Here is a 25,431-nt window from a genome sequence, read left to right on the forward strand (position 1 = left end):
AGCAGCAAGCATCAAGAGGAGACATTGCATGTTGACGGTATATAGCGATCGGCACCGGCTGCACCATGGCCATGCTGAATTGATCGACGGCGAAATGAAGCCTTGCTTCGAGATGCCGAGCCGTGCTGATTTCATACTGGAACGGGTGCGCGAAACGAGGCTCGGCGACGTGATTGCGCCCGCATCGTTCGGGCTCGATCCCGTGCACCGTATTCACGACAAGGGCTTCATTGCGTTTCTTGGCAGCGCATGGGACGAATGGAGCGCGCTCGGCCGTAAGCACGACGCGCTGCCGCTCATCTGGCCGGTGCGCGGTATGCGCCAGGACCGCGTGCCGGAAGATATCGACGGCAAGCTCGGCTACTACTCGATGGATGCGGGTGTGCCGATCACCGCGGGCACGTGGGCTGCCGTGAGCGACGCGGTGGATGTCGCGCTGACCGGCGCGCGCCACGTGAGGGAGGGCGCACGCGGCGCGTTCTCGTTGTGCCGGCCACCCGGACATCACGCCGCGGCGGACTATATGGGTGGCTACTGCTACATCAACAACGCGGCGGTCGCGGCGCAGTCATTCCTCGACGCGGACGCGAAACGCGTGGCGATTCTCGACGTCGACTATCACCACGGCAACGGCACGCAGAGCATCTTCTATCACCGTTCGGACGTCTTGTTCGCGTCGCTGCATGGCGATCCGCGCACCGAGTATCCGTTCTTTCTCGGGCATGCCGACGAAACTGGCGCGGGTGCGGGTCTCGGCTACAACGCGAACTTCCCGCTGCAACCGGGTACGGCGTGGGCGGACTATATGGTGGCGCTCCACGCGGCTTGCGCGCGTGTCGCTGATTACGCGCCGGATGCGCTGGTGGTGTCGCTCGGTGTCGATACTTTCGAGGAAGACCCGATTTCGCAGTTCAAGCTGCGCAGCGCCGACTATCTGCGCATCGGCGAGGCGATCGGACGATTGGGGAAACCGACGCTGTTCGCGATGGAAGGCGGTTACGCGGTCGCGGCGATCGGGGTCAACGCGGTGAATGTGCTGACGGGTTTTGAGTCGGTTTAACCGACCGTCCGTCGTGACGACGGCTGGCCCAGCGCGCAACGTGCAAAGTGTCCATGTCCGCTTTATCGCGCTATCGATACGCTACGATTCGAGCCGGATTCCCGATGAATTTATCCATAGCGACTGAACGAGCGGCCCCGATCCTATGCTTCAGATACTAGGCAAAGCCTCATCCATCAACGTGCGCAAAGTACTGTGGACGTGTGCCGAACTCGCCCTGCCGTTCGAACGGGAGGACTGGGGTTCCGGATTCAGGGCGACCGACCTGCCCGAATTTGTTGCTCTGAATCCCAACGCCATGGTTCCAGTGATCCGGGACGGGGAGTTCGTCCTGTGGGAATCCAATTCGATCATCCGTTACCTGGCCGGCCGCTATGACGGCGATTGACTCTACCCAGGCGATCCTTGCGAGCGCGCTAAGTGCGATCAATGGATCGACTGGCAGGCGAGCGAGCTGAACCGGGCGTGGAGCTACGCGTTTCTTGCGCTGGTCCGGCACTCACCGACTCACCAGGACCGTCAGCAGATCGACCTTTCGTGCGCGAACTGGGCGAGGCATATTGCGATCGTCGACAGGCAACTGGAGACAACCGGTGCTTTCATCGCCGGGCAGGCGTTCTCGCTCGCGGATATTCCGATCGCGCTCTCGGTCAACCGTTGGCTTGAAACGCCATTGCAGCACGCCGATTTTCCCGCGCTGACAGCTTACATGGAACGCCTTGCCACGCGCCCGGGCTACCTGGCGTACTGCCGCAACGGCACGCCATGAGCAGTTGATTCGTGCTGCATCTGCCTTGACGCTATCAGGTAATGTCGGCGGCTTTTGCATCACGGGGTCAATTCGCACGGGACGCTTACAAAAATGCCTGCGTAGTGCTTACAAAAACCTAAGGGTCGAGTGGTTCTGCGCGCCACGATCCGAGTCGCCTACAATGGCCGTTTTTGCGACACAGATTGAAGGTTTAAAGATGCGGGTATCGAAATTTGCACTGGCTTTGCTGACGGCCTGTTTTACTCTCAACGCAAGCGCCGAGATGACGGCCGCGCAATACAAGCTCTGGGCTCATACCGACAACAACTCGGTGTACGCGGCCTATATCACCGGCACGATCAATGCGCTGGGGTGGGCGAACGGGGATCTGGTGTCGAAGAAGCGTCCGCCGCTGTTCTGCCCGCCGCAGAACCTGGCTATCGGCAATCAGAACGTCTATCCGCTGCTCGATCAGTTTTTCACCAACCATCCAAGCATCTCGGACGATTTCCCGATTGGGCTAGCCATTCTGCGCACGCTTCAGGCGGCGTTTCCCTGCTGATACGCAGGATGATCACGGCTACGACGCCATCTTGAACGCGTCCGCTGCCCGTACTGAAAACGCACGGCTTGCGGGGTCGTAAAGACCCCGCAAGCAAACATCACATCTGCACGAGCCCGGGAATCTGCACGTCCGGATTGACGTCGGCTTCATAGTCCACGCCGGCGATCTCGAATCCGAAGAGACGCAGGAAGTCGGTCTTGTAGCCGCTGAAGTCGGTGAGCTCGTAAATATTGTCGTTGGTCACCTGAGTCCAGAGTTCCTGAACGCGCGCTTGCACTTCGGGATCGAGTTCCTTGTAGTCCGCGCGCAGACGGCCTTCTTCGTCGATGTGCGGCGTCGTGCCGTACATGCTGTCTTTGTAGAGTCCGTAGACCTGCTCGATGCACCCTTCGTGCGTGCCTTTTGCCTTCATCACCTTGAAGAGCAGCGACAGGTACAGCGGCATCATCGGGATCGCGGAGCTCGCCTGCGTCACGACCGCCTTGAGAACCGAAACGCGGGCATCGCCGCCCTTGGCCGCGAGTTTCTCGCGGATGCCGAGCACCTTCTCGTCGAGATCTTTCTTGGCCGCACCGATTGAGCCGTTCCAATAGATGTCGTGCGTGATCTTTTCGCCGAGGTAGGTGAACGCGGTCGTCTTCGCACCATCGGCGAGCACGTTGGCCTCGAGGAGGGCGTCGATCCACATCTGCCAGTCTTCGCCGCCCATCACCGCGACAGTGTTGTCGATTTCGGCTTGCGTGGCGGGTTCGAGGACGGTTTCCTTGATGACTTCCTTGTCGGTGTCGATGCCGCGCAGGTTGACGGCCTTGCCGACCGGCTTCAGGGTCGAGGTGAACACTTCACCGGTTTTCGGATGCGTGCGTTTGGGCGCGGCGAGACTGTAGACGACCAGGTCGACCTGGCCGAGATCGCGCTTGACGACTTCGATGGTGCGTTGCTTGACTTCATCCGAGAAGGCGTCGCCGTTGATGCTGGTCGCGTACAGGCCCTTTTCCGTGGCGAATTTCTCGAAGGCGGCGGTGTTGTACCAGCCTGCGGTGCCGGCCTTGGTTTCGCTGCCGGCGCGCTCGAAGAACACGCCGAGCGTGGCGGCGTCAGAGCCGAACGCGGCGCTGATGCGGGCGGCGAGGCCGTAGCCCGTGGAGGCGCCGATCACGAGCACTTTTTTCGGGCCATTGGCGATGGGGCCGCGTGCCTTGACGTATTCGATCTGTTCTTTGACGTTGGCTTCGCAGCCAACCGGATGGGTCGATACACAGATGAAGCCACGCACGCGCGGTTTGATGATCATGAAGCACCTCTTGTCAGAATTGCCGACATTATAGTGGGCTTGGGTTTCTGCCTGTGCGCGGCGCCTGGGTTTGTCCATCTGCGACGCAAAAATCGGCCTTTGCTCCGCATCTTGGTAGGATTCAGCCTTTCCCAGCAGACGGTAGCAAGTGTGAAGCGCCTGATCACCTCATTCCTACAGACCCTTGAAAAAGGGCTAACCCGGGCGAACCAGCCCATCGTCCGGGGCCTCTGGCACCTGCGCCATCCCACGCTGCGCGGCGTGGCACGGGCCTGCGCCGCGATCCCGGTGCTGCTGCTTCTGTATGTGCTGATCCTGATCCCGTTCACGCCCAGCATCGGCGACATCCGCAAGGCGAAAATCGAGCAGCCGGCGCAGATTCTCTCGGCGGACGGCAAACTGCTGGCCGAATTCAAGCCCTCGAACCACGAGTGGGTGAAACTCAAAGACATCTCGCCGAACGTGGTGAATGCGCTGATCGCCACGGAAGACCACCGCTTCTACCAGCATTTCGGGCTGGATTGGCGCCGCACGGCGTCCGCCGCGCTGCATACGTTTTCCGGCGACCGGCAGGGTGGTTCGACCATCACCCAGCAACTCGCCCGCAATCTTTATCCCGACGAGATCGGCCGCGCGCCCACGCTGACCCGCAAGATCAAGGAGGCGATTACGGCCTTCAAGATCGAGGCGCTCTACACCAAGGACGAGATCCTCGAGACCTACCTCAACACGGTGCCGTTCCTCTACAACGCCTATGGCATCGAGATGGCGGCGCGAACCTATTTCGACAAATCGGCCGGCGACCTGAATGTGCTGGAAAGCGCGACGCTCACCGGCATGCTCAAGGGCAATAGCTACTACAACCCGGTACTCAACCCGGAACGCGCCTTGCAACGGCGCAACACGGTGCTGGAGCAAATGGTCAAGTACGGCAAGCTCACGCCCGCGGCCTATGCGACGCTTGAGCGCCGTCCCTTGCGAATCGATTTCGAGCGGCAAACCGAGCCGCCCGGACCCGCGCCGCACTTCGCGCAGCAACTGCGCAAGTGGCTCGCGGCATGGGCTGATCGCAACGACTACAACATCTATTCCGACGGGCTGGTGGTGCGCACCACCATCGACTCACGCTTGCAGACCATGGCCACTCAGGCCGTGACCTTGCAGGGCAACCAGTTGCAGGGCATCGCGAATTCGGCGTGGGGCACGCGCGCGGGTTGTGCGAATGGCCGCGACCTGCTGCAGACTTTCCTGCGCGAAACGCCCGACTATCGCGCCGCAAAAGACGCTGGCCTGACGGATGACGACGCGATGAAGCGGGTCTCGTCCGACCGCGACCTGGTGAAGAGCGTGTGCGAATCCAAGACCCGGGTGCAGGCGGATTTCCTCGCCATGGACCCGCGCAATGGCCAGATCAAGGCATGGGTCGGCAGCCGCGACTTCAGCCAGGACCCGTTCGACCACGTCCAGCAGGCGCGGCGTCAACCAGGTTCGACCTTTAAGCCGTTCGTCTACGCCGCAGCCTTCGAAGATGGCGCCAAACCCAGCGATACGTTTATCGACAAGCCCGTCGAAATTCCGCTGGCCGGCGGCGAAGTCTGGCGTCCGAGCGACGAGGATGAGCCGAGCGAGCGGGCTATCAGTCTGCGCGACGGCCTAGCTTATTCGCGCAACCGGATTACCGCCCAGTTGATGGAAACGGTCGGTCCCAACAAGGTCGCGAGACTGGCACGCGCCATGGGCGTGCGCGACAGCGAACTCGATCCGGTGCCGTCGCTCGCGCTCGGCACGAGCCCAGTGACGCTGAAAGAGATGGTCTCGGCCTACGGCACGATCGCCAACCTTGGCGGTTACGTCGAGCCGGTGATGGTCACCCGCATCGAAGACCGCAACGGCGAAGTGCTGGCCGAGTTCGAGCCGGCATCGCCCAAACAGGAGTTGCCGGCCGACGCCGCCCGTACCCTCGTCGATGTGATGCGCGACGTGGTGAGCAGGGGCACCGGTTCGAGCATTCGCAGCCGCTTCGGCGTGCGTGGCGATGTCGCGGGCAAGACGGGTACGACGCAGGGCAACGCGGACGGCTGGTTCATCCTGATCCAGCCGCAACTCGTGGCCGGGGCGTGGGTCGGCTTCAACGACAACCGGGTCACCTTGCGCAGCGACTATTGGGGCCAGGGGGCGCACAGCGCGTTGCCGATCGTCGGCGACTTTTTCCAGCGCGCGCAACGCTCGAAGCTGGTGGACAGTCGCGTCAGGTTCGCGACCGATCAGGAGCCGGGCTGGTTTGCGGAACGCTCGGGCAGGCTGCGCGAGTGGTTCCAGCATCTGTTTGCAGCGTCGCCCGGGAAGACGGAGGCGCCGGTTGGCACGCGCAATACGACGCGCCATGCGCCTGCTGTTGCCACAGCTACGGCTGTAGCTGCACCGGCATCCGCTGCATCGGTGGCATCGACATCCGTGGCGTCTGCAACCGCCGCGGATGTTGAACCGCGCGCGCTGCCGCCGCAGCCGCCGCTCCTTCAAGCACCGGCATCAACGGCTGCGCCTGCAAACAGGGCCGTCGACGGTGAGGTGCATGGCGGCGGCGAGCCGGCCCTGGCGCCGACGCCCACGCCGGACGACGTGTTGCCGCCGGATGCAGGCGGCGGCGCGGCAAACTCACTCCCAAGCGTGCCAGCGAGCGCGAGCGCATCGCCCTGAGGTTCGACCATGCCGCCCCAGCCAGCGGCGGCGATTTGCCTTAGAACCGATGTGTCATGCCCACCGTTGCAAGAATCTGCTTGGTTCCGGGTGCGGTCACGGTCACGCCCGGCCAGCTCACCGTGGCGGTACCGTTGTTCTTCATGTAGCCCGCTCGCATGTACAAACTCGTACGTTGAGAGATCGAATGATCGACGCCCAGTTCGATGCTCGGCGTATTGTCATGCGCACCGCGCACGCTGCGCTGAACGCCCGCAATCGTGATCGTATCGGCCGGGGTTGCCTGAATCGTCGCGCCCAACTCCGCAATGCTTAGCGAATGGGCGGTGCCCAGGTGCGCGGCCAGCGACCCATGCGCCGGGTCCTGCGGGCGGTTGTAAGAATAGTTGAACTGGAAGTTCACGATACCGATCCGGTAAGCGAGCGCGCCGATGAAGTGCTCAGTGCCCAGCAGGCTCAGCGACGTGGGCAGGCCGGCGATGGTCACCTGTCCCGGATGCTGGTTCACGTAGGCAAGACCCGCGTAGAAACCGTAGCCCGAGTAAGTGGCCGCGACGTTCAGCATGTTGCCGGTCGTGGCCGGCACAGGCTGGCTCACCGTGGCAGAGAACGCATACATGCCGTACAACTTCAGGCCCTTCATATCCGGCGATTGATACATGATCGAATTGCTGGCGCGGCCGGAATCGTATTGCGTCGACAGCGTGTTCCGATCCACTGCGAGGACGTTGGCCGAAAACGGCGACAACACTTCGTTCGCGCGAAACGGATCGGACGGATAGATGACCCGGAAACTCGGCTCGTACTGGCGTCCCATGGTCAACGAGCCGTATTGGTCGTGGCTCAGGCCGACCCATGCCTGACGATAGAAGAGCGCCGACGTGTCGGCGAACAAACCGCCGTTGTTCACGTTAAAGCCCGTTTCGACGGTGAACTGCGCCTTCAGGCCGCCGCCCAGGTCTTCAGTGCCCTTCAGGCCGAACAGGGAGCCCGTCGAGCCTCCGCTCTTTTCGGCATACGAATGAACGCCGCCGTTGTCCAGATACTGGATGTTCGCATCGACGACGCCGTACAAGGTCACGCTCGACTCGGCGGCCGCGGCGCCACCGGCGGCCAGAATCAGCGTGGCTCCGCAAACGCCATGGTTGACAAAACGCATGCATGTCTCCTCTTTTTATATCCGCCGGTTGCGGACTCGATTGCACAGTCTTTGCTGCGGAGTTAACGCGGGTGGGGTTCTCCGACCCGACTCCTGCGCGCCGCAAAATGGAATGACCGTGCTAATTTCGGTCAACTAGAGGAATAAAGCCAGTGCATTGTTCGTATGAGGAGAGTGCAGAAATTGCATGAAACAGAAGGGGCGCGGAAACAGGGCTCAGGCCCGCGGGGACGCGGTGTTCGTCTGTTGTGCCGCGGACTTGCGGAGCCCCTTCCTGGCGTGGACTGCCAGCGATTGTTCAGCCGTGTGCAACAGTGTTTTCAGGTGACGATGCTGATCTCGCGCGCCTGATTGCGCATAATTTCGAGATTGGTAAACGGTTAAAAAATGTAGACGAATATGTTCAACCCTGTGTCAGATTCCGTGCTCGATCAGGAGCGGGCATCCGTAGTGCCGCAGCGCAGAAGCGCGTTGTCCAGGCGGGGGCGGGTGCTCATCGCGGCAGTGGCCGCGTGCGCCAGCCTGGTGGGATGCGCATCGACGACCGATGTTGTCGCGACCGACAAACCCGGCACATACACGGTAGCGGCGAGCGCCACCGGCGGGAAGATGGCCTGGGCGCGCGCGCATGAACACGCAATAAGCGAGGCGCGCGACTACTGCGAGCGTCGCGGCATGCAGAGCAGTGTCACGACTGAAACGGTGAGCGGCGTGCAGATGATGACCGAGCATGCGTCGTCAGTGAATTTCGAGTGTCATCCGAAGTTCTAGGGGAGACCGGCGAGCGCTACCGTCGCCGTCAGCGTATGAATTTTCATGCGATTACTCGTGGCTGAGTGCCATGACATCGTTGTTCAGTTCCGATGCCGAGGCCGGCTCCGACTTCGCCGGGTTGGCCCAGTGCGCCGCCACCGCGGCGAGTTCGGTGCGCGCGCGTTCGAGTGCTTCGATCCGTGCGGCCTGATCCGAAAACTGCAACGGCTGCGCGTCGACAAAGGTCGGGTCCGCGACGCCCAGAAATCCGAATGCGGCCTTAAGCGCCGGCGTCAGCGCATCCATCGACGAGTAGGGCGAGCCGGCGCGTAAGTCAGCGCCACGACTCGTGATGAAAAGCACCTTTTGCCGCGCAAGCCGGCCTTCTATGCGCCCGTCGTCTGTGAATACGTAGGTCAGCCCGGTGCGCGTGATGCTGTCGATAAACGCCTTGAACACGGAGGGCATCGACCAGTTGTACATGGGCATGGCAAAGACCAACGCGTCGGCGTCGAGCAGGCGCTTGCACAGCGCATCCGATGCCGCCAGCGTCGCTTTCATGGCGGGCGTGCGCTCATCCAACGGCGTGTAGGTCGCGATGGCGAATGCTTCGCTCACATGCGGCGGCGTATCGACCGTGACGTCGAGGTAGTCGACCTCGATATCCAGACCTTCTTCACGCAGGCGCTCCAGAAAATGCTGGCTCAACGCGCGCGAGTTGGATCGCTCGCGTTTGGCGCTCGCGTCGACGTGCATGATTTTCATGACTTCGTTCCTTCAGGGTTATGCAGAAAGGGTTCGCAGGGGCGTGGCGACGGCGCGCTCAAGCCGGCATCTTGCGAAACGCGATCGCAAAGCGGTTCCATGCGTTGATGGCGGAGATCAGCAGCGTCAGGTCGACCAGTTCTTCGTCGCTGAAATGCGGGCGTACGGCTTGCCACACGGCGTCGGGTACGTGTTCTTGCGACACCAGCGTGAGTGCTTCGGTCCATTCGAGCGCCGCGCGTTCACGGTCGGTGAAGAAGGGCGTTTCACGCCACACCACGACGGTGGCCAGACGCCGCTCGGATTCGCCGCCTTTGCGGGCGTCGGTGACGTGCATGTCGACGCAGAACGCGCAGCCGTTGATCTGCGAGGCGCGCAGACGGACCAGTTCGGTCAGCGATTTTTCGAGGGCCGATTTGCCGATGCGTTCTTCGACGCCGAGCATCGCCTTGATGGCAGCGGGGTTGGCTTTGTAGAAGTCGAGACGTTGTTCCATGATTCACTCCTTGGGGGTTGGACCCACGCCGTGGCGTCGGTGAGTGAAGATTAGGCGTTCGACTGGTGTTATTAAATGACCGATTTTGTCTATTTTTGGGTAGCCACTTTATCCATGTATCGTGGGTGATGATTCCCGCGGAATCGTTCGCTTGCGTGGTGGCCTTCGCGATGAGCCCGCCGGGCGACGTCGGCCTGAACGAAATCCTGTTCAGGCCGACTAGTCAGGAGCCTTGAGCCGGGCGGTTCTGAGGGATCCGACTCAGATGTCTTCCGCGTAGTCGATACCGGTCAGCGCACCCAGATGAGCAACGGTGGTGAAATGCGCTTCTTGCTTCAGATCGATGTCCAACTCGCGCACGTTGCCGCCCAGATCGGTCACAAATGCGCGGCGCCCCCGTGAGTCGAGAGACACGCCAATCCCTTCCTTCAGATCGCGAGCGAGCACCTGGCGATCAACCAGTCCGGACGCCGTGATTCTTGCGCGATTCAGTGTGTTTCCGTCATGCGTATCGTCGCCGCGATCCGTCCAGTAAAGCATGGTGTCGCGGTGATCGATATCGAGATCGATCGGCTCGGGCAGATCGGCCAGCAAACATTCGATATCCGGGCGCCGATCGGGTGTCGCACCAGGCGGCAGCTCGATGCCCGCCCTGAAGATGCGCCCCTCGCCGGCATCCGGCGCTCCCTTTTGCGTCCAGTAGACATGCCCGTTTGCCTTATCCAGGACGATGCCTACGCAATGGCGCTTCGCGTCGGCCGTATCCTCCGGGAAATTCCCGGTGCGAACGAGTTCCGTCACCTCCGTGCCGTCCAGCCGCGCACGCATGACTCGCATGCCTTCGCGATCGCACCAGTACAGGTGACCACCTTCCTTATCCAGCACGATTTCCTTGGGCGTTCCGGCCATACCGGAAGGCACCAGCACCCGATGCTCGCTGCCGTCGAGCTTCGCGCTTTCGATCGTGCCGTCGTTCGGGGGAACTGCACCGGAAGCCGGATCGCCGTCGACCAGATGGATGCCGGTTCCCATGTTGGTCCAGTAGACCATCTGGTTTTCAGCATCGACCTTGATGCCGTCGGGCGTGCGCGTGAGGTTCCCGAGAACGACCTCGTGTGAACCGTCCGGCGACAGAGCGATGATCGCCGGTGGACGTGCCTGCAGGACATACAGCGTACCGCTATTGTTCGTAGCCACAGTAAGTACCCTCCATCAGGTGTCGATAACCGTTGTCGTACTGGCGGAGTCGATTCGCAGACCCGCCGCTGCTGAACCAATCCCGACAGACTACCGTAGGTTGTGCGAGAACTTCGTGACCGTTTGTTGCTTCGAGCGAAAGGGACAATCACATGGTTGTCGCCCGGAAGCTGGCCGCTTTTCGGGTCAGGCAACAACCATCCGCCGCGGTTTGGGCTTGAAGGTCATTCAAAAGGCCGGGCGCGCCGTCGCGAACCGCGCAAACAGCATGCGAGGCAAAACCAGTCCCACGGTCATGGCCAGGATGATCAGGAACGCCGTGGCGCCATTCGCGACGAGGGCCGGGACAAGGTCGGCTGACGCGCGCGGTCCGACGGCGACCAACTCAAGCAGCGTGCTTGCGGCGCGAAACAGGTAGAAGCCCGGCATCATCGAGACGACCGCAGAGAAGCCGACGGCGGCGAAGGGCAGGCGTAGGCGATCGACGAGCGGCGCAACGATGAGGCCCACCAGAAGACAGGCGAAGAACGCCGCCATCGCAGCGTTGGCGCTCAGGATCGAGACGAGCGCCCAGCGCGCGGCGTGCGCCAGCATACCGACGACGATTGGCAGGGGCAGCAGGCGCCAAGGCATCGAAAAGAAAGTCCCGAAGCTCGCGACGGCGCATCCTGCGGCGAGGACATCGGCTGCGAAGGGCGCGGGCGCGGCCGCGGACATACCGGCCTGAAGGGCGCCGCCGCTAGCGGCCGTCCCGATCAGCAGGCCCGTACAGATCATCAGCACGATGAGACCGGCATAGGTCAGTCGTGCGACGCCCAGTGTGATCCGGGTGCGAGCAAGATCGATCGCACCGTTGAGGATATGCGGGCCGGGAACCAGCACCATGCAGGGGCAAAACGCGACGAGCGATTGCGCGTCTGACAGGTGGATGCAACCTGCGACGGCACCGATCACGCCGGCGAGCGTGGCCGCGGTCAGCGGTTCGAGGAAAGGGTCGCTGCCAAGCTTCACCTGCCAGCGACGGATAAGGGCGCCCGCGCCGGCGCTCAGGGCGATCAGAGCCAGGCTCGCCGCGTCGTACACGCCGTAGATCACGCCGAGAGGCGCTGCGCCGATGGCCGCGAACAAAGCGAAGCGGAATATCGCAACGGGTGGCATGCGCTCTGCCGCTACGAGCGCCGGGCGGGCGTCTGCGGTCGACATGACCTACGAGCGCATCATTGCCGTCACCGCACAGACACTGGCTGACGTCGGCATCGAGCGGTTGTCGACTAACCTGGTATGCGAGCGCGCCGGTCTGACTCCGCCCGCGCTCTACAGGTATTTCCCCAATAAATATGCGTTGCTGCGCGTGTTGGGGGAACGGTTGATGGATCGACAGAACGAGTTGATCCCGCACTGGATCACGCCGGCGGCGCTTACGGGATCGACGCAGGACCTCGAGCGGGCATTGCGGGGCCTGATAATTGATACGTATGCGGTCACCGAACGGACGCAGGGCGGCGTCTGGATCCTGCGTGCGCTGCGAGCGGTGCCGACGTTGCAGGAACTGCGTCTTCATTCTCACTCGCGCGTGACACAGGAGCAGACTGTCGTGATGGCGGCGGCGTTTCCGGACGCTGATGTCGAGCAGTTGCGACTTGCCGGACGCATCGCGGTGGATCTTATCCACGCGACGGTCGAATTGCTTTGCGACGAGCCACTCGGCGCGCAGACGGTTGCGGAAATTGTGGCCGGCATGATTGCGAGCCATTTGACCCGCCTTCGACCCAATGCTGAAGCCGGCGGCGCGAGGCGCCAAGGCATGACACGCGGATGACGCTGTGCGTCGTGCCGGCGCTAAGTCGTATGGAAGCAGACGTTTGGCCCATGAGGCGACTACTCGATCTCATCGATGGCGCTTCCATCGTCATGGCGATGCAGCAGGCAAGGTGTCAGATGCCGTGCAAGCGCGGCGAGCGGGAGTAGAGCGCGCACCGTCGCGATAAGGACGGAGGAGCGAGCGCCGTGCGCGGGCCGCGATCGTTTATGAGGCGAGGGAATGGAATTGCTGTGCGGCTGACGCGCCGATCCCTTTGGCGTAATTCATTTTCCCCTTGCGGATCATATGCATCATCTCAATGCCATCCACAATGACGAGGTCCGCCGTCAATAGTGGAGAGCAATGGGTTACGCCGCGAGTTGCGTTTTATAAAATCGCTGCGTGAAGGCAGCGGGTGACGGATAGTCAAGACGCGGCTGCTTGCGTTGCCGGTTGTAAAAGATCTCGATGTATTCGGTGATGGCCTGTCGGGCCTCGGCGCGTGTCGTGAACCGTTGGTGGTGCACGAGCAATGAAAGCACGATTGTTCAAATGTTGGTCATTTCTTTTATGCAAAATCCCAAAATGGCGGAATGGAGAAGACTTCTTTGCCGTCGCGGCGCTCGTGGCAAGTGAATCTGCTGGTCCGGGCCGTGATAACCCGTCATCGTGGGAAAGCTCGCCAAGGCATTGTGGAGCAGGGCGCCCTAAGCGCCGTTGGCGCGATTTTGCAACGTGCAGGGCATGGCTAGTAGGATTTCAGAGGACCGCTGGTCGGCCGTTGCGGGCATTCCTCCTGCCTCACTCGTGACTGCCAGTGAATGACCGCTTCCGCGTAAAGCAACGTCGCGCATCGACCTACTGCCGGCCTGGCCCCCGAGACTCACCCTGGTCAGGGCGAAGGCGCTCAACCTCCTAACGCCAGAACGACGTTCTGCAAGATCGCTTCGATCCTTTTCCATACGTTGTTACTCAGCAGTGTTCGGCGCATTCCGTCTCATGCGCAAAAAGCAGTATGCAAACACATTTCAGCAAATACAAAGAGAGCTTTGCCCATGTGCCGCAACGGATCGTTTCGACACCGCAAGGCGCCAAGCTTGCGCGGTTAGCGGTGTAGGCTTCGGTCGAGCGATCCGGATCGAGAAATCGGTCAGCGGGCTACTGACGGCCGCCTCGGATTGAGAGGCTGCGTCGGCGGCACCGGCGAATGCGAATGTCGCGTCCGCCAGCGACGACATCAGAAGCTCCAGAAGAGGAAGTGTCGATGCCGTCGCGCATGGACCGTGCGGGGTGGCCGGGTCTCGGGGCCGAGCGGTGCATCCGGATCAATGACCCTCGCACGCAGCGCCATGTCATAGAACGCGCCCACCATCGGTAAGGCGCTGTGCGCGCCCTCGCCCCAATAGTCGTTGCCGAGCGTCACACGTGCATCGTCGAAACCTACCCATGCGCCTGCAACCAGTTGCGAATGCATCAGGATGAACCAGCTATCCGTGTTGTCCTGCGTCGTGCCCGTCTTGCCGGCCACGTCGGCGCGAATCCCGAAGCGCGTCCGGATGCCTGCGCCGGTGCCCCGGTTAACGACGTCGCGCATCACGTCGACGAGTGTTTGCGCGGCGCCAGCGGGCAGTGCCTGTTCCGGCGATGCGCTCGCGAATTCGGCGAGCACCTTGCCGTCGTGATCCTCGATGCGCGTGACCATGCGCGGTTCGAGATAGGCGCCGCGGTTCGCGATCGTGCTGTACGCCGAGACCATTTCCTTGAGCGTGACGGGGCTCGTGCCGAGCGCGAGCGACGGCACTGCTTCGAGCGGACTCTCGCGCACGCCCATCGCACGCGCGAGCTGTGCGACCTTCTCGGGGCCTTCCTTTTGCATGAGCTGAGCGGTGACACGGTTGCGCGAATACACAAGCGCGTCGCGCAGCGTCATCGGTCGGCCGGTCGGCGGTTCCGCGTCGGTAGGCCGCCAGCTCGCATGCCCTGTCAGCGGAATGGCGACGTTCCGGTCGACGATCGTATCGTTCGGCCGCGCGCCGTCCGCAAAAGCCGCGCCGTAGACGAACGGCTTGAACGTCGAACCCGGCTGGCGCCGCGCCTGCTGCACGTGATCGAACGGCTCGTCACTGAAGTCGCGGCTGCCGACCCATGCCTTGATATATCCGTTGCGCGGATCGATCGCGACAAACCCCGCCTGGATCTGCGTCTTGCTCCGGCAGAGCGCGCGAACGAACGTGGGGTTCGTGTCGAGCTTCCTGAGCGCGGCCGGATCCGATTGACCAGCATCGCGTGCGGCGCGGTAGTCAGGCGTCTGCCGGATGAATGACTGGAACAGGTCGTTGCCCGGCCAGCAGCCCGTGCGTTCGCTCCATGCGTCGTTCGCGATCGATTGCAACTGGTTCGTCTGCCAGTTCATCGCCTGCGTCGCCATCGCCTGCAGGCGGGAATCGATGGTCGTGCGCACGACCAGCCCGTCGGCATAGATGTTATAGCCATTGCGATCGGCCCATGCGATCAGCCACTTGCGCAATTGCGCCGAGAAATGAGGCGCGGCGCCCGGTGACGCGGTCTGCAACTCGAAATCGACGTTAAGCGGTTGTCGCTTCAACCAGCTGTAAGCGTCGACCTTGAGCTTCCCGTACTTGTTCATCTGTCCGAGCACTGTGTTTCGCCGCTGCAACGCGCGCTCGGGATTGAGCACCGGGTTGTAGGCGCTGTTGGCCTTTAGCATGCCGACGAGCGTCGCGCTTTCGAGGATGTCGAGCTGATCGGCCGATTTGCCAAAGTAGGTGCGTGCGGCCATTTCCACGCCATAGGCGTTGTACAGGAACGGCACCGTGTTCAGGTACGTCTCGAGGATCTGATCCTTGCTGTACACAGCTTCGATCTTGAACGCCGTGATCGCTTCCTTAAGCTTGCGCGTGAGGGTCGGCGCGCGGCCGATTTCGTCGGGATACAGGTTGCGCGCGAGCTGCTGCGTGATCGTCGAGCCTCCCTGCCGGTCGCCGGAGAACGTATGCAGTGCGGCCGACGCGGTGCGCTTCCAGTCGATGCCGTGATGCTCGTAGAAGCGGCGGTCTTCGGTCGCTATCAATGCATCCACCATGGACGGCGAGATCTTTTTGAGCGACACCCACTCGCGATTGACTGGCTTGAATTCCGCGAGCAGTTTGCCGTCGGCCGACACGATCACCGCTGGCCGATCGACGCGGGCTTTGCGTATGTCGCCGATGCCCGGCGTAAACGGCACGAGCGCAAGCACGTATAGCAGGAAGAACGCCGGCAACGCGGCGAGTGTCAGCGCGATGCCCCGTCGCGTTGGGTGGCGAAGGCGGCGCAGCGCGCTGTTAAAGTCGAGTCTGGCCTTCGTGCTGCCGGCGGCGGCCAGCGGTTTGATGTGGGCGAGCCACCGTGCGTAATGTTCACGAAACAACGATAAATATCGGCGATTCACGGTGGCGGGGCGCTGGCGGAAAAGCCGGGATCGTACCAAAACGGAACGGCGCTTCCGTCGTCAAAAAAGGCTGCGGCGCGCGGCATTAACAGATGATTACATTTGTTTCGTGTGGACGACGTTCGCTGACTATGGCCCCGGTTTTGCGGTGGCCCTTTGCCCGCGATCAGGACGCGGAAATATGGTCGAACGCGATTGCATCAGGCGCGAAGACGGAGGCACGCCTCATATGGATCACTCGCTGAGAATGCCGATCCGGGGATCAGGAGGCCGAGCGCCTTCTTCATGACCAGGGTGAGTCTCCGAGGCAAGGCCGGCATTAGGTCGAAGGACTGATATGACTTTCCGTGTCAATCGGGATCGGTTTTCGTCGCTTTCCTTTCATAGGCGCGAGAATTTCCTGAGGGCGGCGTAGCAGTAAGTCTCGACGGTGGATCGCACTGATATCCTCGGATTGGTTACCGCATTACAGAGGTCCGCCCCATGAGCCTGCCGCTATCTAAAGCCGCAAATCGAATGAGATCCGTTGGCACTGTCAACTTGTGGGACTTCGTCGATGATGATCCATAAGGCGCTGTGGCTCGGAAAGCGTTCGACGGAGTTTGGGCGACATTGGTAAATTCGCGCCATGCGACGAACCCGTCCGCGAGGTGTTTGCGATAGAGAGAAGCGCGCAGCAGATGTCGTTTCAGTGCGAAGTGCTGCCGGATCGGACCGACGCTCGATACGAAGGCCTGCGTGCGCTTCGGGTCGCGAAAGCCTCGCATGCGCCGTTCGCGCTCCCGTGTGGGCTGATGGCTGTTCTCTGCACGGTTGTTGACGCGGGCCGCAGCCTTGACAAACACGTGCTTCACATTGACCAGATCCGGGATGTCGGCTTTCGCCGCCGGATAGCTGCGCGGGTGACGAACATCTCGTCGATGTGCCACGTGCTACCCGGCTTGCGGCGCGCCGCTTTCACCCGATGGGCAAAGCTCGCGCCGAACTTATCGCACCAGCGGCGAATCGTCTCGTAGCTGACCGTCACGCCGCGACCGAACAGCAACTCTTCGATGTCACGCAGGCTCAGTTGGAACCGGAAGTACCAACGCACCGCATGGCTGATGACCGTCGCCGGGAACCGGTGGCCGTGATAAAGCGATTTCGTTTTCGTCATCGCAACATGTTACGCGAGCACCCTGCCAACGTGACAGCGCCCTGGCGCATCCCGGAGCTCAGCCTCGAACGGCAGGGCAACCAGCACGAGCTGGTGGAGCGTCGCAAGGCGCTGCGCGATCTGCATGGCGGGCTGTATGCGGCTTATATGAAGACGCGCTGACACGGCGTGCCTTAAGATGATGACCCGTACAACCGCTCACAGGTTTTACGATGAACAGAACTCGGTACAGGATTGTCACGATGGATCAATACAACCCGGAGCGCGCGCCCGAGCCTGAATCATGGCTCGAACTCGACGAACAGGAGCGAACTCATCTCATTGAGACCTGGCATCGCGTCGCCCGGATCAAGCTTCCCAACGTCAAGGTACATGCCGTACTACACGCGATCGTCGAAAACCAGCTTGCCCTGGACCTCGATCCCGTGGTCCGGGCGATGGATCGCCTCATGAAAGAGGGACTCACGCGACACGATGCTATCCACGCGATCGGCTCAGTTGTCGCGGGGCATCTGTTTGACATTTTGCAGGCGAATCAGAACGACGATGCCGGAGCTTCGCAGGCGCATTACTACGCGGCGGTGGAGCGCCTGACTGCAGCGAGTTGGCGCAGTGGTGAGCCCTGATGCGGACATCACCGAAACTTCAGCCCTGGTTTGAAGCGAGGCAGCGTTTCAGGTTGATTTCGGGTTGAGTCATGCTCATAACAACGCTCTCGCTCATCGTTTGTGATAGGTGCCGATCAATTCGGCGTGTGCCAGTACGTGCCCCTGCATGGCTCTTTCGAGTGCCGCCTTGCTGGGGCCTTTCAAATCGGGCAGTACGGTGTCGAGCGCATACAGCTTGTGGAAATAGCGGTGGTGTCCCACAGGCGGGCACGGGCCGCCGTAAGCGGCACGCCGGAAGTCGTTCGTGCCTTCGAGCGTGCCGCCTGGCAAGCTCCCTGCAGCGGCGCCCTCGGGCAGCCCGGTTGCCGTCGGCGGGATGTTGTAGAGCACCCAGTGTACCCAGGTCATTTTCGGCGCGGCCGGGTCCGGCGCGTCAGGGTCGTCGACGATCAGCGCCAGGCTTTTTGCGTTCGCGGGCACGCCGGACCACGCGAGCGGCGGGGAAACATCGGCGCCCTGGCAGGTATGTTGCGGAGGAATCTCTCCGTTCTGCTGGAAGGCTTGCGATGTGATCGTAAGCGTCATGGCACTCTCCTCAGCGATAGCGGTGTATGGCGGGTTTGAATGCACGAGCACAGCAGTGTTCGTACGGTAGCGCTCGTGCGAGCGAACTCCGACGCGTATACGATATCCGAATGAACGTGGAGGGCGATCATGACCACGGTTGCCAGTTTTCATATCGGCTACACGCAATACCTCGGCCCCGACGGCGAGCCTGCTCAACCGCTGCCTGCGTTTGCACGGGACCCGGCGGCGCTGATTCCGCTCTATCGCGCGATGGTGCTGACACGCGCGTTCGACACGAAGGCAGTTGCACTGCAGCGAACCGGCAAGCTCGGCACCTTCGCGTCGTCGGTTGGACAGGAGGCGATCGGCGTCGGCGTCGCCAGCGCGATGCAGCCCGACGACGTGCTGTTTCCTTCCTATCGCGATCACGCCGCGCAATTGCTGCGCGGCGTCACGATGACGGAAAGTCTGCTGTATTGGGGCGGCGACGAACGCGGCAGCGATTTCAGCGTGCCGCGCGACGACTTCCCGAACTGTGTGCCGATCGGCACGCAGGTGTGCCATGCCGCCGGCGCGGCCTACGCGTTCCTGCTGCGTCACGAACCGCGCGTCGCGGTGGCGATATTCGGCGACGGCGGCACGTCCAAAGGCGACTTCTACGAAGCAATGAACATGGCCGGCGTCTGGCAGGCGCCGCTTGTCCTTGTGGTCAATAACAACCAGTGGGCGATCTCGGTGCCACGCAGCCGCCAAAGCGCTGCACAAACGCTCGCGCAAAAAGCGATCGCTGCGGGAATCGATGGACTGCAGGTCGACGGTAACGACGTGATCGCGGTGCACCATGTGGTCCACGCGGCGCTCGCCAAGGCTCGCCGGGGCGATGGCCCGACGCTGATCGAAGCGCTCAGCTACCGCCTTGGCGATCACACGACAGCCGATGACGCGACGCGCTATCGCGACGCCGAGGTCCTCAGCAAACAATGGGCGTACGAACCGTTGCTGCGCTTGCGCACTTACCTGATGCGCTTAAACGTCTGGGACAAGGCGCAGGACGAGCAACTCGGCCGCGCGTGCCTTGCGCAGGTCGAGCAGGCCGTCGACGCGTATCTGGCGGTACCGCCGCCGGATACCTCCGCGATGTTCGATCATCTGTACGAGAGCTTGCCGTTGGCGATGCATGAGCAACTGGCGATGGCGCAGCGATTTGCGCCTGCTGTGGGGAATCGCCATGGCTGATCTCAACATGGTCGAAGCGCTCAATCAGGCGCTCGCCTACGAACTGGCGCACGATCCAGCCGTCGTGCTGCTCGGCGAGGATATCGGCGTGAACGGCGGCGTGTTCCGCGCGACGGTCGGGTTACAGGCGCGATTCGGCGTAGAGCGGGTGATCGATACGCCTTTGGCTGAAACCGCGATCGCCGGCACCGCGATCGGCATGGCGGCGATGGGCCTGAAGCCGGTCGTGGAGATCCAGTTCAGCGGGTTCATCTATCCGGCCATCGATCACATTCTGAATCACGCGTCGCGTCTGCGGCATCGAACCCGCGGACGGCTGACGTGTCCGCTAGTGATCCGTGCGCCGTGCGGCGCAGGGATTCACGCGCCGGAGCATCATTCCGAAAGCCCTGAAGCGTTGTTCACCTATATCCCCGGATTGCGCGTCGTGACGCCATCGTCTCCTGCACGCGCATACGGCTTGCTGCTCGCGTCGATGCGCGACCCGGACCCGGTGATCTTCTTCGAACCGACGCGACTATACCGGCTCTTCAGACAGCCGGTGGAGGACAACGGCGAAGCACTGCCGCTCGACAGTTGCTTCACGCTGCGCGATGGGTCGGATGTCACCCTGGTGAGTTGGGGCGGCGCGGTGCAGGACGTGCAGGCCGCGGCCGAGCTGCTTGCGCAGGAAGGCGTGATGGCCGAGGTGATCGACGTGGCGACGCTCAAACCGCTCGACATGAACACCATTCTCGCGTCGGTAGCGAAAACCGGACGCTGTGTGATCGTGCACGAGGGCTCGCGCACCGGAGGGGTGGGCGCGGAGATTGCCGCCAATATCGCCGAGCGTGGACTGTACTCGCTGCTCACGCCGGTGCAGCGCGTCACCGGATATGACGTGGTGGTGCCGCTGTACAGACTTGAGAATCAATATATGCCAGGCACGGAGCGCATCGTTGCCGCGGTCAGGCAGACTCTGGAGGCGTCGTGAAGCCATGAAAGTCTTCAAACTGCCCGATCTCGGAGAAGGCTTGCAGGAAGCGGAGATCGTCGAGTGGCACGTCAAGAGCGGCGACGAGATTCGCGCGGATCAACCGCTGTTGTCGGTCGAAACGGCGAAAGCGATCGTCGAGATTCCGTCGCCTCAATCCGGCCGTATCGCGAAGCTGTTCGGTCAGCCGGGCGACGTCGTGCATCTGGGCGCGCCGCTTGCCGCATTCGAAGGAGAGGGCGACGAAGCCGATGCCGGCACCGTGGTCGGCCATATGGAGGTCGGCCAGCATGTAGTGCAGGACGCGCCGACGGCGCCTGGCGGCGGCATGGGGGCGGGTGTTGGCGTGATCAAGGCGATCCCGGCGGCGAGGGCGCTCGCGCGCAAGCTGGATGTCGATCTGGCGATGGTGACGCCATCGGGTCCGGAAGGTGTTATCACAGCGGCAGACGTGCAGCGCGCCGCGAAGATACTCGCCGAGCTCGGGCCGCCCGAAGTGCTGCGCGGCGTGCGGCGTGCAATGGCGCAGAACATGGCGCGCGCGCACAGCGAGGTAGCAGCGGCAACCGTTATCGACGATGCCGACATTAATGCGTGGCCACCCGATACCGATGTCACGATTCGCCTGATCCGTGCACTGGTGGCAGGATGCCGGGCCGAACCGGGGCTTAACGCCTGGTTCGACGGACATACGGGGCGGCGCCGCGTGCTGGAGAAAATCGATCTTGGCATCGCCGTCGATCTGCCGGATGGCCTCTTCGTCCCGGTGTTGCGCAACGTCGCGTTACGCGACCCGGCCGATCTGCGCGGCGGGCTCGACCGGATGCGTGCCGACATCCGGGGGCGCAAGATCCCGCCGGAAGAACTGCGCGGCAATACGATCACGCTGTCGAATTTCGGCATGATCGCCGGTAAATATGCGGCTCCCATCGTTGTGCCGCCTACGGTCGCGATTCTCGGCGCCGGGCGCATTCACGAACAGGTCGTGGCGGCCGCCGGCGTGCCCGCCGTGCATCGGATCTTGCCGCTGAGTCTGACATTCGACCATCGGGTCGTCACGGGCGGTGAAGCCGCGCGTTTTCTTGCCGCGACGATGGCGGATCTACAGATGGAACGGTAGCTGATCTGAACTTGGCTACAAGCGGACATTACAACTTAGCCTCTACATCACTTGTCGAGGCCATTCTGAAGTGTCGTAGGGGTAGCCAAATAGAAATGTCGGGTTTTTGAACGCTGGCATGCTAGGCGGCCTGTTGCGAGATTTCGGAGTCGGCCATGTGTCCAACAGCACTGGTGACATTGAACATGCGAGAAGTCGACCGTCTGAATGTCATACAGGTATCTTGTCGGACCATGGTCGTCCATCTGGGCGGCGGAGCCATACTTAAAACTTCGAGTTGTATTTGACTCGCTTACGCGCACGGTGCTGCCCCTGACGAAAATTATTTCGTGTCTGCCAATTCATTGAATTTGCGCGACCGGCGTCAAGCGCCGAAACGATCAGGTCCCCGGAACGGCCTGGAAGATCATGATCGGCGTCTAAACCATCCCGTGAGCGACATGCGATCGCGCGTCGCAGGCAATACTTCATGCAGCATGTCGGCGGATAGAAACACTGCGATCCGGCTGCCGACTGGCAAGATGTCCTGCGTGCTCAAGCCCTCTGGATGTAGCCGCAACGCGCCGCCGTCCTCAGGCAGCCAGTCCGCATTCAGATAGACGATGACGGACACCGTGCGGCTATCGTCATCGCGAAATCGATCGCGGTGTCGCTGATACGAAGCGCCCGGGGCGTAGTATGCGAAGTGGCTTTCGTATTCTTCGAGTCCCAGAAAGAGCCCGCGATTCAACGCAATACGCAGCATTTCCATGATCGCGAGATACTGGTCACGGGCTTCGGACTGGCCCGCCTCCAGCCACTGAATCCGGTCGCCGCGCACATCGGGCTGAAGCGAACGTGTCGCGCCCTGGCCGACAAGCGCCAATGTGAGCGTCCCGGCCGTCGCAAGAGCTGCACATTCCAACGCCAGCGCGAGCGTCAAATTCGGTGGAAAAAATTGTCCTGCTCCGACCAGCCATGGTCACGAATGGCATCCACGATACGTCGATGCTGTTCATCTCCGGGTGCATCGAAACGCGCCAGCGAGTGTGATCGGGTCACTGCTTGTTCCTTCGAACGAAGGTGCTGGGTGGAAATTCGAACGGCCGCCCGAGGCGGGTATCGGCAAGGGGGCTTGTGCTCAAGAAGGCAATACAGGATCCGCAGAGGCAGGTGGTATTCGTACACGGCGCCCGCAATTGCAGCGTGCATGCGATGCGTGACCGGCTGCGTGAGGGCGCTGCGGCGCATGCCAATTTTCATCTGGTGGTGTTTTACAACGAGCCGCTGCCCCAGGATACGCAGGGCCGTGACTACGCGGGTTTCGTCGACGTCAATCTGATCAAGAATTCGATCCTTTCGCTGTAATAAATATTTCGCAATGTCGAGCTAAGGATAACCGCTTCAAATGGACGTTAGCCCATAAATACAATACTCAACTATAAACTCATCCAATGAAGCCAAATGGACTGGCATCATTACTTGAGTCATTGATTCAAACATTGGGGTGTAGTCCGGATCAGTCCATGGGCCTTGCCAGCCGGGCATCCACTGGGATCGGCGGTGGCGTTGTGGACGACGCCGCGCTGTCATGCAATATACATAAATATTCATCAGACAAAATGGTTGTGCCCATAAAAAGTATCCCGTATATTGCATTTAACAATTGAGCGGTTATGATGGCGTCTCCGTGATTCTATTTTTCGAATGATCGCTTTACGGAGGGGCGGCAGGAATATTTGCCGGGCATGCACGCTGGAGCGGGTAATTAATACTCCCCGCGCAGACAGACTAAATCGAGGAGACGATATGCTGAGTCCCCATGAATTCGCCGCCTTAATGCTCATCAAGGACGCGCCAGACCAGATTGGATTGGACCGCGCCGAGCTCGGCACTCTGTTCGAGCAGCAACTCATCTCACTGGAAAACCTCGCGTCAGGACACCCACGTCCTCAGGTCACAAACGACGGCGATTCCATTCTCAAGGCCGTCGGCCGGATGCGCTAGACATCTGTGGCGTCCATCTCACGGCCCTGAATGAAATCGCAGCGTTTGCTGTCCCCCATGTGCGACACAAGTGCCGCTGCACCATACGGCGAGCGCGCCGAAGCAACAGTCATGAACGAAGCGTCGCAGTTGGGGTTTAAGTTGTAGTGCCTGTTGATGTAACGACCGACCGAGGTCCTTGCGACGCATGCTGCCTGGCAGGCGTCCTTGCACTTCGATTTATCCATCATGACGATCCGCCGCAACACATCCGTTCGATCGGGGTTTCGCGCGCCGGACCGGATTTTGAGGAATTCAACAATGATTCTATCGAGTCCCGAGCAAGTCGCCGCCGCGAAGGCCAACCTCGACGCGTTCTTCGGGTTGACCGGAAAGGTCTTTGAAGGCATCGAGAAACTGGTCGCGCTGAACCTGCAGGTCGTCAGGTCCACGCTCGCCGAGGCGCAGGAGAACGTGACGAAGGTGCCTGGCACGACAGACCCGCAGCAGTGGTTCGCGCTGCAAGCAGGCTTCACCGGACCCTTCGCGGAAAAATCGCTGTCATACAGCCGGCAAGTGTTCGACATCGCGTCGACCACTCAGGCTGAAGTCACGCAACTCGCACAGGCGCACTACGATCGGTATAACGATCGCGTGCAGACACTCGTCGAGGAAGCGGCGAAGCATGGTCCCGCAGGTTCTGAAGCCGCGATCGCTGCGTGGAAATCAGCGATCGCCGCCACCACGACCCTGTACGAAACGCTGCAGAAAACGGGACAACAGGCCGTGCAGGTTGCCGGGAGTAATTTTGATGCACTCACAGCTTCAGCGTCAAAGGCCGTGCGAAGCAACTCCGGACAGGCTCCCGTAGCAGCGGGCGCGAAGCGTTAGAACTGGCGCGGGCAGCGATGCCCGCGGTATGGTTTCTGTAATATATAAAGGATTCCTTATGGATAGGGGATCCCGCCTTCCGGTACATCCAATTCATGGACTGAAGGCAGTGTTGCTCCAGATGAGCATGACGCCAGCTTTTATGAGGACGATTCGATGGCAAAGCAGATCGCGGTGGTGACGGGTGGAATGGGCGGACTTGGCGAAGCGATCAGCATCAAGCTGCATGACGCCGGCTATGCGGTCGTGGTTACCTGTTCGCCGGGCAACACCGGTGCGAACGAGTGGCTCGCACGGATGGAAGCACAGGGACGACAATTCCGCGCGTACGCAGTCGACGTCGCTGACTACGACTCGTGCGAAAGATGCGCGGCGCATATCAAAGCTGAAGTCGGAGCGGTCGACATCCTGATCAACAACGCCGGCATCACGCGCGACGCCAGCTTCAGGAAGCTCGACAAGATCAATTGGGACGCGGTAATCCGGACCAACCTCGATTCGGTGTTCAACATGACGAAGCCGGTGTGCGACAGCATGGTCGAGCGTGGCTGGGGCCGCATCATCAACGTGTCGTCGATCATCGGCTCCAAGGGCGGCTTCGGCCAGACCAACTATGCGGCGGCCAAGGCCGGCATGCATGGTTTCACGAAATCGCTGGCGCTTGAGGTGGCGAGGAAGGGCGTCACCGTCAACACCATTTCGCCCGGCTATATCGCGACGAAGATGGTGATGGCGGTGCCCGAGGACATCCGCGAGACGAAGATCATTCCGCAGATTCCGGTCGGCCGGCTCGGAGAGCCCGACGAAGTCGCCGCACTCGTGCTGTACCTGTGCTCGCGCGAAGCGGGTTTCGTGACCGGTGCCAACATTGCAATCAACGGGGGGCAACACCTGCAGTGAAGCCGATAGTTCTGCTATGGAGGTTG

Annotated in this window: 22 protein-coding genes and 6 pseudogenes; 16 read left to right on the forward strand and 12 right to left on the reverse strand. The window is 61.5% G+C overall.

Features of this window, described 5'->3' with window-relative positions; all coding sequences use genetic code 11:
- Positions 1-28 precede the first annotated feature (28 nt).
- From M0D67_RS14445 to M0D67_RS14455, 3 genes and pseudogenes are all read left to right on the forward strand, one after another.
- On the forward strand, positions 29-1,060 hold the full coding sequence (locus M0D67_RS14445; RefSeq protein WP_266238964.1) for a histone deacetylase family protein: 1,032 nt from the start codon (positions 29-31) through the stop codon (positions 1,058-1,060).
- Positions 1,061-1,205: 145 nt separating this feature from the next.
- A pseudogene (locus tag M0D67_RS14450) lies at positions 1,206-1,829 on the forward strand (glutathione S-transferase family protein).
- Between the two features lie 163 nt (positions 1,830-1,992).
- Positions 1,993-2,373: a hypothetical protein gene (locus M0D67_RS14455; RefSeq protein WP_233468736.1), complete on the forward strand. Its 381-nt coding sequence runs from the start codon at positions 1,993-1,995 to the stop codon at positions 2,371-2,373.
- A 100-nt stretch (positions 2,374-2,473) separates the two neighbouring features.
- Here the strand turns inward: M0D67_RS14455 and fabV are convergent, their stop codons facing one another.
- A complete protein-coding gene (gene fabV, locus M0D67_RS14460) occupies positions 2,474-3,670 on the reverse strand; it encodes an enoyl-ACP reductase FabV (protein WP_171925665.1) in 1,197 nt (398 codons plus the stop codon).
- A gap of 150 nt (positions 3,671-3,820) precedes the next feature.
- On the opposite strand from fabV, the gene M0D67_RS14465 reads away from it, so the two are divergent.
- The gene (locus M0D67_RS14465) at positions 3,821-6,367 is read left to right on the forward strand and encodes a penicillin-binding protein 1A (protein WP_266238965.1); all 2,547 of its coding nucleotides are present in this window, start codon (positions 3,821-3,823) and stop codon (positions 6,365-6,367) included.
- 40 nt (positions 6,368-6,407) lie between these two features.
- On the opposite strand, the gene M0D67_RS14470 is transcribed toward M0D67_RS14465, so the two are convergent.
- A complete protein-coding gene (locus M0D67_RS14470; protein ID WP_171925663.1) occupies positions 6,408-7,526 on the reverse strand; it encodes a porin in 1,119 nt (372 codons plus the stop codon).
- Between the two features lie 399 nt (positions 7,527-7,925).
- Between M0D67_RS14470 and M0D67_RS14475 the strand changes: the two genes are divergently transcribed.
- Positions 7,926-8,297 (forward strand): hypothetical protein, encoded by a 372-nt coding sequence (locus M0D67_RS14475; RefSeq protein WP_154559321.1) that lies wholly within the window; start codon positions 7,926-7,928, stop codon positions 8,295-8,297.
- Positions 8,298-8,348: 51 nt separating this feature from the next.
- Here M0D67_RS14475 and M0D67_RS14480 read toward each other — a convergent pair whose 3' ends face one another.
- Together M0D67_RS14480 and M0D67_RS14485 are read right to left on the reverse strand one after the other, a co-directional pair.
- Complete coding sequence (locus tag M0D67_RS14480) at positions 8,349-9,044, reverse strand: FMN-dependent NADH-azoreductase (protein WP_171925662.1); 696 nt, start codon at positions 9,042-9,044, stop codon at positions 8,349-8,351.
- Between the two features lie 58 nt (positions 9,045-9,102).
- Positions 9,103-9,540 (reverse strand): carboxymuconolactone decarboxylase family protein, encoded by a 438-nt coding sequence (locus M0D67_RS14485; RefSeq protein WP_154559323.1) that lies wholly within the window; start codon positions 9,538-9,540, stop codon positions 9,103-9,105.
- Between the two features lie 131 nt (positions 9,541-9,671).
- Here M0D67_RS14485 and M0D67_RS14490 point away from each other — a divergent pair.
- A pseudogene (locus M0D67_RS14490) lies at positions 9,672-9,776 on the forward strand (oxidoreductase); the annotation flags it as partial.
- A 25-nt stretch (positions 9,777-9,801) separates the two neighbouring features.
- Here the strand turns inward: M0D67_RS14490 and M0D67_RS14495 are convergent.
- Together M0D67_RS14495 and M0D67_RS14500 are read right to left on the reverse strand one after the other, a co-directional pair.
- A complete protein-coding gene (locus M0D67_RS14495; protein ID WP_266238966.1) occupies positions 9,802-10,737 on the reverse strand; it encodes a hypothetical protein in 936 nt (311 codons plus the stop codon).
- A 228-nt stretch (positions 10,738-10,965) separates the two neighbouring features.
- Positions 10,966-11,895: a threonine/serine exporter family protein gene (locus tag M0D67_RS14500; protein ID WP_171925660.1), complete on the reverse strand. Its 930-nt coding sequence runs from the start codon at positions 11,893-11,895 to the stop codon at positions 10,966-10,968.
- Between M0D67_RS14500 and M0D67_RS14505 the strand changes: the two genes are divergently transcribed.
- The gene (locus M0D67_RS14505) at positions 11,894-12,556 is read left to right on the forward strand and encodes a TetR/AcrR family transcriptional regulator (protein ID WP_266238967.1); all 663 of its coding nucleotides are present in this window, start codon (positions 11,894-11,896) and stop codon (positions 12,554-12,556) included. The two genes, M0D67_RS14500 and M0D67_RS14505, sit on opposite strands and share 2 nt — an antisense overlap.
- A 207-nt stretch (positions 12,557-12,763) precedes the next feature.
- On the opposite strand, the pseudogene M0D67_RS14510 reads toward M0D67_RS14505, so the two are convergent.
- From M0D67_RS14510 to M0D67_RS14525, 4 genes and pseudogenes are all read right to left on the reverse strand, one after another.
- Positions 12,764-12,874 (reverse strand): annotated as a pseudogene (locus M0D67_RS14510) (IS6 family transposase); the annotation flags it as partial.
- Between the two features lie 32 nt (positions 12,875-12,906).
- Positions 12,907-13,080 (reverse strand): annotated as a pseudogene (locus M0D67_RS14515) (IS3 family transposase); the annotation flags it as partial.
- A 695-nt stretch (positions 13,081-13,775) separates the two neighbouring features.
- A complete protein-coding gene (locus tag M0D67_RS14520; protein ID WP_216674154.1) occupies positions 13,776-15,968 on the reverse strand; it encodes a penicillin-binding protein 1A in 2,193 nt (730 codons plus the stop codon).
- A gap of 674 nt (positions 15,969-16,642) precedes the next feature.
- Positions 16,643-17,145, reverse strand: a pseudogene (locus M0D67_RS14525) (transposase); the annotation flags it as partial.
- A gap of 30 nt (positions 17,146-17,175) precedes the next feature.
- Between M0D67_RS14525 and M0D67_RS14530 the strand changes: the two are divergent.
- Together M0D67_RS14530 and M0D67_RS14535 are read left to right on the forward strand one after the other, a co-directional pair.
- The gene (locus M0D67_RS14530; RefSeq protein WP_266238968.1) at positions 17,176-17,307 is read left to right on the forward strand and encodes a hypothetical protein; all 132 of its coding nucleotides are present in this window, start codon (positions 17,176-17,178) and stop codon (positions 17,305-17,307) included.
- 80 nt (positions 17,308-17,387) lie between these two features.
- Positions 17,388-17,771, forward strand: a complete 384-nt coding sequence (locus M0D67_RS14535; RefSeq protein WP_154566265.1) for a hypothetical protein — start codon at positions 17,388-17,390, stop codon at positions 17,769-17,771.
- A 93-nt stretch (positions 17,772-17,864) separates the two neighbouring features.
- Here M0D67_RS14535 and M0D67_RS14540 read toward each other — a convergent pair whose 3' ends face one another.
- A complete protein-coding gene (locus tag M0D67_RS14540) occupies positions 17,865-18,338 on the reverse strand; it encodes a YbhB/YbcL family Raf kinase inhibitor-like protein (RefSeq protein ID WP_171925656.1) in 474 nt (157 codons plus the stop codon).
- 129 nt (positions 18,339-18,467) lie between these two features.
- Here M0D67_RS14540 and pdhA point away from each other — a divergent pair, with 129 nt between their 5' ends.
- From pdhA to M0D67_RS14555, 3 genes are read left to right on the forward strand one after another with little or no spacing between them, the layout of a single operon-like run.
- Positions 18,468-19,556, forward strand: coding sequence for a pyruvate dehydrogenase (acetyl-transferring) E1 component subunit alpha (gene pdhA / locus M0D67_RS14545; protein ID WP_266238970.1), 1,089 nt, complete (start codon positions 18,468-18,470; stop codon positions 19,554-19,556).
- On the forward strand, positions 19,549-20,529 hold the full coding sequence (locus M0D67_RS14550; RefSeq protein WP_171925655.1) for an alpha-ketoacid dehydrogenase subunit beta: 981 nt from the start codon (positions 19,549-19,551) through the stop codon (positions 20,527-20,529). Before pdhA ends, M0D67_RS14550 begins: the two co-directional genes overlap by 8 nt.
- A gap of 4 nt (positions 20,530-20,533) precedes the next feature.
- Positions 20,534-21,649, forward strand: coding sequence for a dihydrolipoamide acetyltransferase family protein (locus tag M0D67_RS14555; protein WP_171925654.1), 1,116 nt, complete (start codon positions 20,534-20,536; stop codon positions 21,647-21,649).
- 406 nt (positions 21,650-22,055) lie between these two features.
- On the opposite strand, the gene M0D67_RS14560 is transcribed toward M0D67_RS14555, so the two are convergent.
- The gene (locus M0D67_RS14560) at positions 22,056-22,553 is read right to left on the reverse strand and encodes a 2OG-Fe(II) oxygenase (RefSeq protein WP_266238972.1); all 498 of its coding nucleotides are present in this window, start codon (positions 22,551-22,553) and stop codon (positions 22,056-22,058) included.
- A 212-nt stretch (positions 22,554-22,765) separates the two neighbouring features.
- Here M0D67_RS14560 and M0D67_RS14565 point away from each other — a divergent pair.
- The 4 genes and pseudogenes from M0D67_RS14565 to phbB all read left to right on the forward strand — a co-directional run.
- A pseudogene (locus M0D67_RS14565) lies at positions 22,766-22,987 on the forward strand (nitric oxide dioxygenase); the annotation flags it as partial.
- A gap of 450 nt (positions 22,988-23,437) precedes the next feature.
- Complete coding sequence (locus M0D67_RS14570) at positions 23,438-23,635, forward strand: hypothetical protein (RefSeq protein ID WP_171925653.1); 198 nt, start codon at positions 23,438-23,440, stop codon at positions 23,633-23,635.
- A 300-nt stretch (positions 23,636-23,935) separates the two neighbouring features.
- Positions 23,936-24,505 (forward strand): phasin family protein, encoded by a 570-nt coding sequence (locus tag M0D67_RS14575; protein WP_171925652.1) that lies wholly within the window; start codon positions 23,936-23,938, stop codon positions 24,503-24,505.
- A 156-nt stretch (positions 24,506-24,661) separates the two neighbouring features.
- Positions 24,662-25,405: an acetoacetyl-CoA reductase gene (gene phbB, locus M0D67_RS14580; RefSeq protein WP_266238973.1), complete on the forward strand. Its 744-nt coding sequence runs from the start codon at positions 24,662-24,664 to the stop codon at positions 25,403-25,405.
- Positions 25,406-25,431 lie beyond the last annotated feature (26 nt).

The organism is Paraburkholderia sp. SECH4, from assembly GCF_030511745.1.
Lineage (GTDB): Bacteria > Pseudomonadota > Gammaproteobacteria > Burkholderiales > Burkholderiaceae > Paraburkholderia > Paraburkholderia madseniana.

Excerpts from the sequence above, each read along its gene's own strand:
- M0D67_RS14445 (WP_266238964.1), top strand. The coding sequence starts at position 29 with ATGTTGACGGTATATAGCGATCGGCACCGGCTGCACCATGGCCATGCT.
- M0D67_RS14505 (WP_266238967.1), top strand. The coding sequence starts at position 11,894 with ATGCGCTCTGCCGCTACGAGCGCCGGGCGGGCGTCTGCGGTCGACATG.
- M0D67_RS14570 (WP_171925653.1), top strand. The coding sequence starts at position 23,438 with ATGCTGAGTCCCCATGAATTCGCCGCCTTAATGCTCATCAAGGACGCG.
- M0D67_RS14540 (WP_171925656.1), bottom strand. The coding sequence starts at position 18,338 with ATGACGCTTACGATCACATCGCAAGCCTTCCAGCAGAACGGAGAGATT.
- M0D67_RS14485 (WP_154559323.1), bottom strand. The coding sequence starts at position 9,540 with ATGGAACAACGTCTCGACTTCTACAAAGCCAACCCCGCTGCCATCAAG.
- M0D67_RS14555 (WP_171925654.1), top strand. The coding sequence starts at position 20,534 with ATGAAAGTCTTCAAACTGCCCGATCTCGGAGAAGGCTTGCAGGAAGCG.
- M0D67_RS14500 (WP_171925660.1), bottom strand. The coding sequence starts at position 11,895 with ATGCCACCCGTTGCGATATTCCGCTTCGCTTTGTTCGCGGCCATCGGC.
- pdhA (WP_266238970.1), top strand. The coding sequence starts at position 18,468 with ATGACCACGGTTGCCAGTTTTCATATCGGCTACACGCAATACCTCGGC.
- M0D67_RS14480 (WP_171925662.1), bottom strand. The coding sequence starts at position 9,044 with ATGAAAATCATGCACGTCGACGCGAGCGCCAAACGCGAGCGATCCAAC.
- phbB (WP_266238973.1), top strand. The coding sequence starts at position 24,662 with ATGGCAAAGCAGATCGCGGTGGTGACGGGTGGAATGGGCGGACTTGGC.
- M0D67_RS14470 (WP_171925663.1), bottom strand. The coding sequence starts at position 7,526 with ATGCGTTTTGTCAACCATGGCGTTTGCGGAGCCACGCTGATTCTGGCC.
- fabV (WP_171925665.1), bottom strand. The coding sequence starts at position 3,670 with ATGATCATCAAACCGCGCGTGCGTGGCTTCATCTGTGTATCGACCCAT.
- M0D67_RS14575 (WP_171925652.1), top strand. The coding sequence starts at position 23,936 with ATGATTCTATCGAGTCCCGAGCAAGTCGCCGCCGCGAAGGCCAACCTC.
- M0D67_RS14475 (WP_154559321.1), top strand. The coding sequence starts at position 7,926 with ATGTTCAACCCTGTGTCAGATTCCGTGCTCGATCAGGAGCGGGCATCC.
- M0D67_RS14535 (WP_154566265.1), top strand. The coding sequence starts at position 17,388 with ATGGATCAATACAACCCGGAGCGCGCGCCCGAGCCTGAATCATGGCTC.
- M0D67_RS14550 (WP_171925655.1), top strand. The coding sequence starts at position 19,549 with ATGGCTGATCTCAACATGGTCGAAGCGCTCAATCAGGCGCTCGCCTAC.
- M0D67_RS14455 (WP_233468736.1), top strand. The coding sequence starts at position 1,993 with ATGGCCGTTTTTGCGACACAGATTGAAGGTTTAAAGATGCGGGTATCG.